Origin of the sequence: Kouleothrix sp. (assembly GCF_046328425.1) — a bacterium.
GTDB lineage: Bacteria > Chloroflexota > Chloroflexia > Chloroflexales > Roseiflexaceae > Kouleothrix.
The window spans coordinates 19050-31546 of record NZ_JAXLWP010000021.1; the positions used below are offsets into that span (position 1 = coordinate 19050).

Consider the following 12497-nt stretch of genomic DNA (forward strand, 5'->3'; position numbering starts at 1 on the left):
TTGCCTCAGGGCTCGTGCAGTCGGCCCTCACCCTCGCCCCCCTCTCCCGCGCGCGGGAGAGGGGGTAGGGGGAGAGGTCGAAAGACGTTGCACGAGCCGTGCGTATTGCCTGAGCCAGCCAGCACGGCGTACCGACGCGCACGAAATCGGCGAAGCCACCGGGCCAATAGCGAGCACAACCACAGCCGCGCGAGGCACCTTGCGCGGCCGCACCGCTCGCCGCCGAAGCGTTTCTGACGCGCTATTTTACGTACGCTTAATGGTGTGCCAATAGACCATTAACCAGACAAAGGTACGATTCGATTTGACAGCCTCGCATGGATAGCATACACTAGGCGTACTTCTCCGAACCGAACCCTGTACCAAGCCGGCCCGCACGCCTCGCCTGCACCGGCGTTGCTGTCTGAGTCGACACATCGATAGGCCCGGCGGCCGTAGGTATGCCCAGCCTGCGGGGCCGCCCGCCGCATCGATCGTGTTGTTCAGGTGTAGATGCTCTTCGCACACAACGGAGGAAACAGATGTCCAAAGGCAACCTGAACCGGCGGCGCTTCCTCAAGATCACCACAGCGGCTGGCTTCAGCGCGCTGGTGGCGGCCTGCGGCAGCCCCGCGGCCACCACAACCGCCCCCACGGCCGCACCGGCTGCCAGCGGCGGCGGCGCGGCTGCCAGCGGCAACGCCGCGCTGGACGCGCTGGTCGAAGGCGCCAAGAAAGAAGGCGAGCTGACGGTCATCGCGCTGCCAAACGATTGGTCGAACTACGGCGAGATGAAAGAGAAGTTCAAGGCCAAGTACCCGTTCCTGAAGCTGAACGACTTGAACCCCGACGCCGGCTCGGCCGACGAGGTCGAGGCGATCAAGGCCAACAAGGACAACAAAGGCCCGCAGGCGCCCGATGTGATCGACGTCGGCTTCGCGTTCGGCGAGTCGTCGAAGAAGGACAACCTGCTGCAGCCGTACAAGGTCAGCACCTGGGAGACGATCCCGGCCGCGCTGAAGGATCCCGACGGCTACTGGTACGGCGACTACTATGGCGTGATGGCGTTTGAGGTCAACAAGCAGGTGGTTTCAAACGTGCCGCAGGACTGGGCCGACCTGCTGAAGGCCGACTACAAGGGCCAGATCGCGCTGGCCGGCGACCCGCGCAAATCCAGCCAGGCGATCAACGCGGTGTGGGCCGCCGCGCTCGGCAATGGCGGCTCGGCCGACAACGCCCAGCCCGGCCTGGATTTCTTCAAGAAGCTGAACGACGCCGGCAACTTCGTGCCGGTGATCGCCAAGCCGGCCACCGTGGCCAAGGGCGAAACGCCGATCGCGCTGCGCTGGGACTACAACGCCCTCAGCAACCGCGACAGCACCAAGGGCAACCCCGAGATCGCCGTGGTGGTGCCGAAGTCGGGCGTGCTGGCCGGCGTGTACGTGCAGGCGATCAGCGCCTACGCGCCGCACCCCAACGCCGCCAAGCTGTGGATGGAGTTCCTGTACTCCGACGAAGGCCAGCTGATCTGGCTGAAGGGCTACTCGCACCCGGTGCGCTACGACGACCTGGTGAAGCGCAATGTGGTGCCGGCCGACCTGGCCTCGAAGCTGCCGCCGGCCGAACTCTACGCCAAGGCGCTGTTCCCCACCCTGGCGCAGATCGACGCCTCGAAGAAAGTCATCACCGAGGGCTGGGATAAGTCGGTTGGCGCGGATGTGAAGTAACACTGGCCGAAAGAACCAAGAACCGAGAACGAAGAGCCGGCCGCAGGTTCTCGGTTCTCGGTTCTCGGTTCTGTAAAGAGGGTCGCTATGTCCCAGCTGGTTCAGGCCGATACCCGCGACGCGCCAGGCATGCCAGCGGCCGCCCCGCGCCGCAGCTGGGCCTGGCTGGGCGTGCTGCCGTTTTTTCTGTTCGCGCTGGCGTTTCTGCTCCTGCCCGCCGCGTCGATCGCGATCAACAGCTTTTTCGACGAGGCCGGGAACTTCACGCTGGCGAATATCGCCGGGCTGGCGCAGCCGTTCATCCTCAACTCGTACATCTCGAGCATCCGCCTGAGCTTTGTCACCGCGCTCGCCGGCGGCATTTTCGGCTTTCTGGTGGCCTACGCCGTGACGATCGGCGGGCTGCCGGGGTTTCTGCGCGCCTTTCTGCTCACGTTCTCGGGCATCGCCTCGAACTTCGCCGGCGTGCCGCTGGCGTTCGCGTTTATCTCGACACTCGGGCGCCTTGGGCTGATCACCGTGCTGCTGCGTTCGGGCCTGGGGGTCGACCTGTACCGCCTGGGGTTTAACCTGTACAGCTTCTGGGGCTTGACGCTCACCTACACCTACTTTCAGCTGCCGCTGATGATCCTGATCATGGCACCGGCGCTCGACGGGCTCAAGCGCGAGTGGCGCGAGGCCTCCGAGAACCTCGGCGCGACCAACTGGCAATACTGGCGCTACGTGGCGCTGCCCATCCTGCTGCCCTCGCTGCTCGGCACGACGATTCTGCTGTTCGGCAACGCCTTTGGCGCGCAGGCCACCGCCTACGCGCTCACCGGCGGCCAGGGCAACCTGGTGACGATCCTGATCAGCGCGCAGATTAGCGGCGACGCGCTGCACAACCCCGGCCTGGGCAACGCGCTGGCGCTGGGGATGGTATTTGTGATGATCGTGTGCATCGGGGCGTACACCTGGCTGCAGCGCAAGACCGCCCGCTGGCTCCGAAGCTAATGGCCGCTTGCCGGTCGCGGGCTGCGCGCGGCAGGCGCTCATCTATGATCGCGATAAAGAAGCTGCGATGAGAAAACGTCATTTCTGGCCGTGGGTTTGGGTCGTGCTTGGCCTGCTGTACTTTTTCGTGCCGCTGATCGCCACGTTCGACTTCTCGCTGCGCGCGCGCAAGGGCGTGCTGAGCTTCGACGCCTATGCGAATGTGTTCGACGATACGTTCTTCTACCAGAGCTTTACGTTCTCGCTCCAGGCCGCGCTGCTGACGATCGTGATCAGCGCGCTGCTGATCGTGCCGACGGTGTACTGGGTGCAGCTGCGCGTGCCGCGCCTGCGCCCGGTTGTCGAGTTCGTTACGCTGCTGCCGTTTGTGGTGCCGGCGGTGGTGCTGGTGTTCGGCCTGATCCGCACGTATAGCAGCACGCTGCTAAATAGCCGCGCCGGCGGCTATTCGCTGCTGGTGGCGAGCTACGTGGTGCTGTCGTTCCCGTATATGTACCGCGCGATCGACACCGGCCTGCGCGCGATCGACGTGCGCACGCTCACCGAGGCGGCGCAGAGCCTTGGCGCGAGCTGGGCGACGATCCTGCTGCGGGTGATCTTCCCGAATGTGCGCATCGCGCTGCTCAGCGGCGCGTTCCTGAGCTTCGCGATCGTGATGGGCGAGTACACGATCGCATCGCTGCTGGCCCAGCCCGCGTTCGGCCCGTATATGAACCTCAAGGCCAGCAGCGCGGTGTACGAGCCGTCGGCGCTGGCGATCCTCAGCTTTGGGCTCACCTGGGGCACTGTCGCGCTGATCCAGTTCCTTGGCCGCGGTGCGCCGGGCCAGACGCAGCTTGGCGGGGTGCGATAGCTTCGGAGCCGCGAGCGTAGTGCCGCCGTAAGCCTTGGCAGCGCGCACTCAGCATTTGCCAGATGGAGCGTGTATGGCGTTTCTCGATCTCAAGAACGTACGCAAAGGCTTTGCGCAGTCGGTCGCGGTCGAAAACTTCAACCTTGAGGTCGAGCGCGGCGAGTTCATCTCGTTTCTCGGCCCAAGCGGCTGCGGCAAAACCACCACGCTGCGCATGATCGCCGGCTTCGAGACGCCCACGTCGGGCACGATCCGGATCAATGGCGCCGATGTGACCGGCATGCCGCCCAACCGCCGCAATGTCGGCATGGTCTTCCAGTCGTATGCGCTGTTCCCGAACATGACCGTGGCCGATAATATCGGCTTTGGGCTGAAGGTGGCGCGCAAGCCGGCCGGCGAGATCGCCGCGCGCGTCGAGGAGATGCTGCGCACGGTGCACCTGCCCGAGTTTGGCGCGCGCTACCCCTACCAGCTCTCGGGCGGGCAGCAGCAGCGCGTGGCGCTGGCGCGCGCGCTGGCCATCCAGCCGCAGGTGCTGCTGCTCGACGAGCCGCTCTCGGCGCTCGACGCCAAGATCCGCGTGTCGCTGCGCAACGAGATCCGCTCGATCCAGCGCCAGCTTGGCATCACGACGATCTATGTGACGCACGACCAGGAAGAGGCGCTGTCGCTCTCGGATCGGATCGTGGTGATGAGCAACGGCCGGATCGAGCAGATCGGCACGCCGTTCGAGATCTACAACTTCCCGACCACGCGCTTTGTCGCCTCGTTCGTCGGCACGCTGAATGTGCTCTCGGCGCACGTCGCCAGCGCGGCCGAGGGGCGGCTGACGATCGACGGCCAGGAGATCCGCGCGTCCAAGCCACTGGGCGATGTCGGCGCCGGCCAGCCGATCAACCTGGCGCTGCGCCCCGAGATCATCTCGATCGACGGCGCGGCCGACAGCGTGCCCAACAGCACTAACCGCCTCGCCGGCACCGTCGAAGATGTTATGTTCCTGGGGCCGACGGTGCGCGTGCGCGTGCGCTTCGGCGAGCAGGCGCTGCAGTTCGACGAAGTGAATAACCCGCATCTCAACCCGCCCGCGCGCGGCCAGCAGATCACCGTCAGCTTCCCCCCCGAGGCCTGCCTGATCCTTGGCAATGCCTAGAGCTACCTCTTGATCAGTTTTGTTTGTGCGCTGCCCTGCCTGGCTTTGCCAAGCAGGGCAGCGCACAAACAACTGCGGCGAAGCCGCCCCGAACCCCCAGAATACAGCAAGTATTCATCGGCCCCGAGCCCCCGAATACAGCGAGTGTTCAGCTCTCTACACGCTCCCAAAGGCCGGCGCGCCATCCACGCGCGCCGCCAGCTGCGCATACACTGGTAGAAGTGTGTCGCGCGCCAATACTGCTTGCCGCAGATACGTCCAATCGGCCCCATGCGTACGTATGTTCAGTGGAGAAGAAAGCCGGCGCTCGCCAGTTGACAATGCGGCTGGCGCAGCGTATAGTAGCCGCGACTTCCCGCAGATGAGAATAGTTGCAACAGGGAATAGTTGCGGCTAGCGGTGCGCCCATGGCACCCACAGGAGGCGAGTATGCATATCCCCGACGGCTACCTGAGCCCAGCGACGTGCGCGACGCTGTATGTAGCGGCGGCACCGTTCTGGTACACCGCGCTGCGGCGGGTGCAGCGAATGCTCAACAGCCGGCTGGTGCCGCTGCTGGCGGTGTTCTCGGCTTTCTCGTTCGTGATCATGATGTTCAACCTGCCGCTGCCTGGCGGCACCACCGGCCACGCCGTAGGCATGGGCATCGCGACGATTGTGCTCGGGCCGTGGGGCTCGATGCTGGCGGTGTCGGTTGCCCTGCTCATCCAGGCGCTGTTCTTCGGCGACGGCGGCGTGACGGCGTTTGGCGCGAACTGCTTCAACATGGCGATCGTCGGCTCGTTAGTGGCCTACTGGGTGTATCGCGCGATCGCCGGTCGCACAGAGATCACCTCAACCCGCCGGGTCGTCGCGGCGGCGATTGCCGGCTATGCCGCGATCAATGTCGCCGCGCTGCTGGCGGCGGTCGAGTTCGGCATTCAGCCAATATTGTTCAAGGACGCGACTGGCGCGCCGCTGTACGCGCCCTACCCGCTGAGCGTGGCGATCCCGGCCATGGCAATCGGCCACCTGACGATCGCTGGCCTGGCCGAGCTGGTGGTGACGGGCGGCGTGGTGGCGTACCTGCAGCGCGCCGACCCGGCGCTGCTCAGGCTTACCGCGCCGGGCGCGGCCGGCGAGGCCGATGGCGCGCAGTCGGTTGCGCGGCGCGGCGGCTGGCGCACTGCGCGCCCGCTGCTGGTGGGCCTGGCCGTGCTGATGGTGCTTTCACCGCTCGGGCTGCTCGCGGCTGGCACCGCCTGGGGCGAGTGGGCGCCCGAAGACTTCAACAGCCCGCAGGCGCGCCAGGACATCCAAGCCGGCTCGCTGAACGCCCAGGCACCGCAGCAGGCGCCTGCTGGCCTGGAGCAGCTCTCGTCGGTGTGGACGGCGCCGATACCGGATTACGCGCCCGCGTTCATGCAGAGCGAGGCGTTTGGCTACATTCTGTCGGCGGTGTTCGGCACGGGGCTGATCATGCTGGCATTCTTCGCGATTAGCTGGCTCGCCAGGCTGCTGCGCGGCGGGCGCGACCCCGACGCGGCGCCGGCATCGCCGGGGGGCTAAGCCGATTTGTTTCTGCAGGAGTGCGAGGGGCATCGGCCCTCACGTAGCCCCTTTCCGGCGGGTCGTGGCCACAAGTGCAGGCGCGACCCGCCGAAAATACCGAGCTTTGATAGGAATGCCATATGGCGATATCGAGTCAAACAGCCGCGCCCAGGCGCAAGCGCCGCGCCAGCTTCGTCGAGCGCACGATCGCCGGCCTGGCCGAGGCGATGGAGCGCGCGCTGTATGCCGAGGAGCTTGCCAAAGCCAACGGGCTGCTGCAGCAGCTCGACCCGCGCGTCAAGGTGGTGGGGCTGCTGGCGCTGCTGGTGGCGGCGGCGCTGGCGCGCAACATTCTGGTGATCCTCGGGGTGTTCGCGCTGGCGCTGGCGCTGGCGCTGCTCTCGCGCGTGCCACTGCGCACCCTGGCGACGCGCGTGTGGCTCGGCGCACTGCTGTTCACCGGCACGCTGGCCCTGCCGGCGATCTTCATCACCCCCGGCCAGGTGCTGGCGCGCGTGCCGCTGCTGGGCTGGCCGATCAGCGCGCAGGGCCTCAGCGCGGCGGCATACCTGATCACCCGCGTCGAGACAGCTGCGACGCTCTCGATGCTGCTGATCTTGTGCACACCCTGGACGCACGTGCTCAAGGCGCTACGCGTGCTGCGCGTGCCGGTGGTATTTGTGGTGATCCTGGGGATGACCTACCGCTACATCTTTCTGATGCTGCAAACCGCGCAGGACATGTTTGAGTCGCGCCAGAGCCGCATGGTCGGCACGCTTGATGCCGCCGACCGGCGGCGCCTGGCCGGCGCCAGCGTGGGCGTGCTGCTGAGCAAAAGCATCCAGCTCAGCGGCGACGTGTACCTGGCGATGATGTCGCGCGGCTACCGAGGCGAGGTGTATACGCTCGACGATTTCACGCTCCGAGGCCGCGACTGGGCCGCCCTGGCGGGGTTTCTCGGCACCGCGGCGCTTGCATTCTGGTTAGGGCAATAATCGAATGATACCAATCAACACACAGCCAACCGAGCTGGTCTTCGACGTGCGCGACGTCGTGTACCGCTACACGAGCGACGTCATCGCGCTCAACCGGATCTCGCTGAGCGTGGCGCGCGGCACGCGCCTGGCGATCCTCGGCGCGAACGGCTCGGGCAAATCGACGCTGCTGCGCCTGCTCGACGGCCTGTACTTCGCCGACAGCGGCAGCATCAGCGCGTTCGGCCAGCCGCTCACCGAAGAAAGCCTGCAGGACGACGCGCTGGCGTTCGCGTTCCGCCGGCGCGTCGCGCTGGTATTTCAGAACCCCGACGTGCAGCTGTTCAACCCGACCGTGTTCGACGAGGTGGCGTTCGGGCCGCTGCAGCTGCGCTGGCCGAAAGACCAGATCCGCAGCAAGGTGAAAGAGACGCTCGACCTGCTCGAGATCAGCCACCTGAAAGATCGCTCGCCACACCGGCTCTCGGGCGGCGAGAAGAAGCGCGTCGCGCTAGCGTCGGTGCTGATCCTCGACCCCGAGGTGCTGCTGATGGACGAGCCAACCGCCGCGCTCGACCCAAAAAGCCAGAGCATGGTCGTCGATTTCTTGATCGGCTGGAGCGGCGGCGCTAAGACGGTGATCACCGCCACGCACGACCTTGACATTGTCGCCGAGATCGCCGACGCCAGCGTGGTGTTTCAGGCCGGCACAGTGGTGGCGCAGGGCGAGCCGGCCGAGGTGCTGCGCGACACCAGCCTGCTCGAGCGCACCAACCTGATCCACGCGCACCGCCACATTCACAGCGATGGCGCGATCCACAGCCATGCCCACCGCCACCTCGGCCACGAGCACCTGCACGCCGAGCACGATCATTAGGCTTCACCGGAAATAACACGCTGTTCGCTTGATCACTTCTCGATTGAGTTGCACTACGTGGCTTCGCCACGTACAACTCAAAGATGCGGGGCGGCTTCGCCGCCCCCCAAACCCCACCAAAGTGTCAGTAATCAAGCGGAAAAACCGCAGCTCCATCCGCAGGCGGCGCGGCGCTCCGCTCGAGCCACCCTCCGAGGCGGTAGCCATAGCCATGCGCCAGGTGGCCGCGCCGGCAGGCGAAGGCATCGCCGACCACGCCGCGCGCGTGCTCTCGCAGCGGCTCAGCGGCGAGCGCTAGCGGCGAAGATAGATAAACCTGCGCGCTACTCTGCCGCCGCAATCGAGCTGGCGTGCGCGCCTGGCTGCGGCTGCGCGGTTGCGCTCCGCACCACCCGCTCGGCCAGCCGCAGCAGCTCCTCGCGCAGCTCTGGCGGGCCATGCACCACGAACGGCAGGTTCAAGCCCACCAGGTAGCGCGCCGTGCTGGCTATGTCGCCATACTGGCCCTGGAACAAAACACCCTCCGGCGTCGCCGTCAGCGTCCCATAGCTCGCCGGGATCTTCTGCTGTACGGTAGACAGCGCGGCCTGAAACTCCACCTCAATCTGCCAGCGCGGAGCTAGCTTGGCCAGATGCTCGAGCACATACGCCTGGCAGTCAAAATCCTCGGCGCGCACAAACGATTCCGCGAGAAGCCGCACCTGCTGCAGCCGATCCAGCCGAAATAGCCGATATCCCCGGCGCATGCAGCAGTAGCCGACCAGGTACCAGCGCCCCCACCAGCCCACCAACCCATACGGCTCAACCGTGCGCTGAGTGATCGCATCGTTCTGCGAGCGGTAGTCGATCGCGATGCGCTGCCGCTGGCTAATCGCGTCGCTCAGCTCGATCAGCAGCGCGGCGGAGGGCTGCGCGTCTTGCTCGCGCGGCGAAAGGATGAGGTGCGCAGAGACGGCGCTCAGCCGCTCGCGGGCGCGCGACGGCAGCACGCGCAAGACCTTCGCCAGCGCGCCCTCGACTGCCGCAGGCGACTGGCCGATTTCGAGCCACGAGGTCGCCAGCAAGCTCAGCACAATCGCCGTGGCTTCCTCATCGCTGAACAGCAGCGGCGGCAGCTTGTAGCCGGGGCGCAGCCGATACCCGCCGTGCCGGCCGATCGTCGCCTCGATCGGAATACCGGCATCCTGCAGGATCGTAATGTAGCGCCGCACGCTACGCACGTCGATCTCCAGGCGCGCGGCCAGCTCCGGGCCGGTGATCGTGGTTTTCGACTGCAGCAATTCGAGCACGGTGAGGACGCGGCTGGTCGGGTTGTACATGGCACCACGCTGCTTTCAGCACACTTTTCAACAAACGCCATGGAAACGAGGACAAATTTGGCCTCCTTTAAGGATATACTGTAACCAGGTGGCACGTCAACTAGGAGAAGTGCGAAAGGAGAACAAGGCATGGACATGCACGAATTCACCGTAGACATCCCGCAGGCCGCGCTCGACGACCTGTCTGAACGATTGGCGCGCACTCGCTGGCCCGACGAGCTGCCGGGCGTCGGCTGGAGCCGTGGCGTGCCGCTAGGCTACCTGAAGGAGCTGGCCGAGTACTGGCGCAGTAGCTACGATTGGCGCGCGCAGGAGGCGCGGCTAAACGCCTACCCGCAGTTCACCACCGAGATCGACGGCCAGACCATTCACTTCCTGCACGTGCGCTCGGCCGAGGAAGACGCCACGCCGCTGATGCTCATCCACGGCTGGCCGGGCTCGTTCGTCGAGTTCCTCGATGTCGTCGAGCCGCTGATCGATCCGCGCGGCCACGGCGACAGCACGGCACCAGCCTTTCACCTGGTCATCCCGTCGCTCCCCGGCCACGGGTTTTCTCAGCCGCTGAGCGAGCCGGGATGGACTGACGGCCGCGTCGCCAGAGCCTTGGCCGAGCTAATGGCCCGGCTCGGCTACGAGCGCTATGGCGTCCAGGGCGGCGACATAGGCGCGTTCATCGCTCCCGAGATCGGCCGCATTGCTCCCGAGCACGTCGTGGGCGTGCACGTCAACGCGCTGGTCACATTCCCCAGTGGCGACCCGGCCGACATGGCCAACCTCAGCGAGGGCGAGCAGCGGCGCCTGGCGCTGCATAAGCACTTTCGGGACGACCAGATGGCCTACATGCAGCTGCAGGGCACCCGGCCGCAGACCATCGCGTATGCGCTGACCGACTCGCCGGTGGGGCAGCTCGCGTGGATCGTCGAGAAGTTCAAGGAGTGGAGCGATCCGGCGGCAGAGCTGCCCGAGGCAGCCATCGGCCGCGATCGCATGCTGACGAATGTGATGCTGTACTGGCTAACCGGCGCCGCCAGGTCGTCGGCCAACGCATACTACGAGCGCTTCCACGACGCGAGTATGTGGGCGCCGAAGCAGCGCTCCAGCGTGCCTGTAGGCGTGGCGGTGTTCACCACCGATGTCGCGATACGGCGCTTCGCCGAGAAGACGAACATGGTTGTACACTGGTCGGAGTTCGAGCGCGGCGGCCACTTCGCGGCAATGGAAGCGCCCGACCTGTTCATTGGCGACGTGCGCGCATTCTTCGGCCGCATTCGTTAAGCGCCGGCGCGAAAAGACGCAAAGATCATGCGGCTGCAGCGAGCCTTCGGGTTCTGGTTGCCCACGGCTGTCCAATCCCAGCGATCGGAGGCCGCCTTCGCACCGCAAGCTCAGAGTGTACGCGAGTGGGTTGAGGTCGGCGGAGCGCACGCCGAGGCGCTCTGTCACGCACCGGTTGTTCAACCGCGCGATTTGGGGCAGGTTCAAGCCAACGAGATCCCTACCCGAACCCAAGCCGGTGTCTTAGAGCCTGTTTGAAAAGGGGGTGCGCGAGGGGCATAGCCCCTCGCACTTCCCTTTCTGGCGGGTGGCGGCCACGAATGTGGCCGCCACCCGCCAGAAAATGGAAACTTGGAGGGACGAAGTCCCTCAAACCACCCTTTTCAAACAGCTTCTTAGTGAGGCAGGCATCTGGCGGGAGACATGTCAGCAGACCTTCACGTGGTGTGACTTGGAACGAGGGGCGCGCCGACGAACCTTTCGGGCGAGTGGTTGGAGTTGTTAGGGGCTGATGCTCGGATTCGCGGCGAGCAACCGATGATCAGCACTAAGAAACATTAGCAACATCTGCCGAAACAAGCGCCTACTCCGCATCCAGCACCGCATCGACGGCAATGCCGAATCCATGATGAAGAGTTGCTCGGGTGGCTACGAGAAGCCTATCTGCTTGGAGCGTAGATGTAGACAGGAACGCTATGCGAGATCATGAGCAGGCCAAAGCGGCGGTGTTCTTCGCAACGGCGGATGCGCCCGCCTGGGCTGGAGGCATTTGAGCGCTGGCGCGACAAGCGCACGGTCATCTACTCCTATAAGCAACGTCACGAAGCGGCGTTTGATGCTGCGTCTGAAGCACTATTCCAGGCCAACGAGAAGGCCTAGGCCTTTTCAGCGCCCGTGCGCCCTCGTATCGCCAGGCAGTGATCCGCTGGGTGATGAGCGCCAAGCAGGCGGAGACACGCCAGCGACGCCTGGAGACCTGCTCAAGGAGCCACAGGTTCATGATCCATCACTGCCGACAGCTCACACCTGCGGAGCTCAATGCGGCCTATCAGATCGTCATGGATGCGGCCGCGTGGCTCGAGGAGCGCCAGCTACCGGCCTGGCGGGTTCCATACGCGATCTACGCACACCGGCAGCACGCCGGGGAGAACCACGGCCTGTTCGTGGAAGGCCGGCTGCGCGCGGTGGTGACGCTGGCGACGGCGACCCCGGACGCCTGGGCCGAGCTTGTGATCCATCGGCGGGTCACGTGGCTGGCGACCCTGGCCAGCATACGGGAGCCGGGAGGGCAGCACGACGGGCAGGCGCTGGTGGGCTACGCCGAGCAGCACGCGCGCACGATCGAGCGACGCGATCTATCTGGACTGCTACTACGGTGACGGCCGGCTGCCTCGGTACTACGAGCGCCTGGGGTATGTCTGGCTCGAGCGGAAGCAGCTAGTGTTCGACGACGGGAGCTGCCACGATAGCGTGCTGATGCGTAACGTGCTTGTACCCAAGGCATAGATCGCTGCCGGCCTGGCGCATGATGGCGCCGGCTACACTCCAAGCTGCGCATTGTTGCCGGCGCCTGGCTTGCCGACATTCCGGTTCGTGATCACCATCGAGAGCGTAATCGAAGTGGTCGAGTGGCCGTAGTCGCGCAACTGCTCCAGCACGTCGTCCAGATGGGCAATCGCGGAAAGATAAGATAGCGAACAGGTACGGAGACACGGGTTATACTGTTTGAACGTTTGGGCGCAACGGTGACCTCCAGCATCTAGGCACGCCGGGCTTGCTCCATAAACGAACGCGCAGATGGCGAGCAGCGTGCTTGAGAG

General features: G+C 65.4%; 11 protein-coding genes and 1 pseudogene. 11 read left to right on the plus strand and 1 reads right to left on the minus strand.

Features of this window, described 5'->3' with window-relative positions; translation table 11 throughout:
- Positions 1-521: 521 nt before the first annotated feature.
- The 8 genes from U0177_RS18995 (at position 522) to U0177_RS19030 (ending at position 8381) form a co-directional block, all read left to right on the plus strand.
- On the plus strand, positions 522-1706 hold the full coding sequence (locus U0177_RS18995; RefSeq protein WP_409572237.1) for an ABC transporter substrate-binding protein: 1185 nt from the start codon (positions 522-524) through the stop codon (positions 1704-1706).
- Positions 1707-1793: 87 nt separating this feature from the next.
- Positions 1794-2699 (plus strand): ABC transporter permease, encoded by a 906-nt coding sequence (locus U0177_RS19000; protein WP_409572238.1) that lies wholly within the window; start codon positions 1794-1796, stop codon positions 2697-2699.
- A 67-nt stretch (positions 2700-2766) separates the two neighbouring features.
- Positions 2767-3552 (plus strand): ABC transporter permease, encoded by a 786-nt coding sequence (locus U0177_RS19005; protein WP_409572239.1) that lies wholly within the window; start codon positions 2767-2769, stop codon positions 3550-3552.
- 73 nt (positions 3553-3625) lie between these two features.
- Positions 3626-4702, plus strand: a complete 1077-nt coding sequence (locus tag U0177_RS19010) for an ABC transporter ATP-binding protein (RefSeq protein WP_409572240.1) — start codon at positions 3626-3628, stop codon at positions 4700-4702.
- A 429-nt stretch (positions 4703-5131) separates the two neighbouring features.
- Positions 5132-6250 (plus strand): cobalt transporter CbiM, encoded by a 1119-nt coding sequence (gene cbiM / locus U0177_RS19015; RefSeq protein WP_409572241.1) that lies wholly within the window; start codon positions 5132-5134, stop codon positions 6248-6250.
- 122 nt (positions 6251-6372) lie between these two features.
- On the plus strand, positions 6373-7227 hold the full coding sequence (gene cbiQ, locus U0177_RS19020; protein WP_409572242.1) for a cobalt ECF transporter T component CbiQ: 855 nt from the start codon (positions 6373-6375) through the stop codon (positions 7225-7227).
- 4 nt (positions 7228-7231) lie between these two features.
- On the plus strand, positions 7232-8083 hold the full coding sequence (locus U0177_RS19025; protein WP_409572243.1) for an energy-coupling factor ABC transporter ATP-binding protein: 852 nt from the start codon (positions 7232-7234) through the stop codon (positions 8081-8083).
- 121 nt (positions 8084-8204) lie between these two features.
- The gene (locus U0177_RS19030) at positions 8205-8381 is read left to right on the plus strand and encodes a hypothetical protein (protein WP_409572244.1); all 177 of its coding nucleotides are present in this window, start codon (positions 8205-8207) and stop codon (positions 8379-8381) included.
- A gap of 25 nt (positions 8382-8406) precedes the next feature.
- Here U0177_RS19030 and U0177_RS19035 read toward each other — a convergent pair whose 3' ends face one another.
- On the minus strand, positions 8407-9402 hold the full coding sequence (locus U0177_RS19035) for a helix-turn-helix transcriptional regulator (protein ID WP_409572245.1): 996 nt from the start codon (positions 9400-9402) through the stop codon (positions 8407-8409).
- A 129-nt stretch (positions 9403-9531) separates the two neighbouring features.
- Between U0177_RS19035 and U0177_RS19040 the strand changes: the two genes are divergently transcribed.
- The 3 genes and pseudogenes from U0177_RS19040 to U0177_RS19050 all read left to right on the plus strand — a co-directional run bounded on the left by U0177_RS19040 (position 9532) and on the right by U0177_RS19050 (position 12056).
- Positions 9532-10677: an epoxide hydrolase family protein gene (locus U0177_RS19040; protein ID WP_409572246.1), complete on the plus strand. Its 1146-nt coding sequence runs from the start codon at positions 9532-9534 to the stop codon at positions 10675-10677.
- A gap of 854 nt (positions 10678-11531) precedes the next feature.
- Positions 11532-11645, plus strand: a pseudogene (locus U0177_RS19045) (YdeI/OmpD-associated family protein); the annotation flags it as partial.
- Positions 11646-11675: 30 nt separating this feature from the next.
- Positions 11676-12056 carry a hypothetical protein gene (locus U0177_RS19050; protein ID WP_409572247.1) on the plus strand — a complete coding sequence of 127 codons (381 nt, stop codon included), beginning with the start codon at positions 11676-11678 and terminating at the stop codon, positions 12054-12056.
- The last annotated feature ends 441 nt before the right edge of the window (positions 12057-12497 follow it).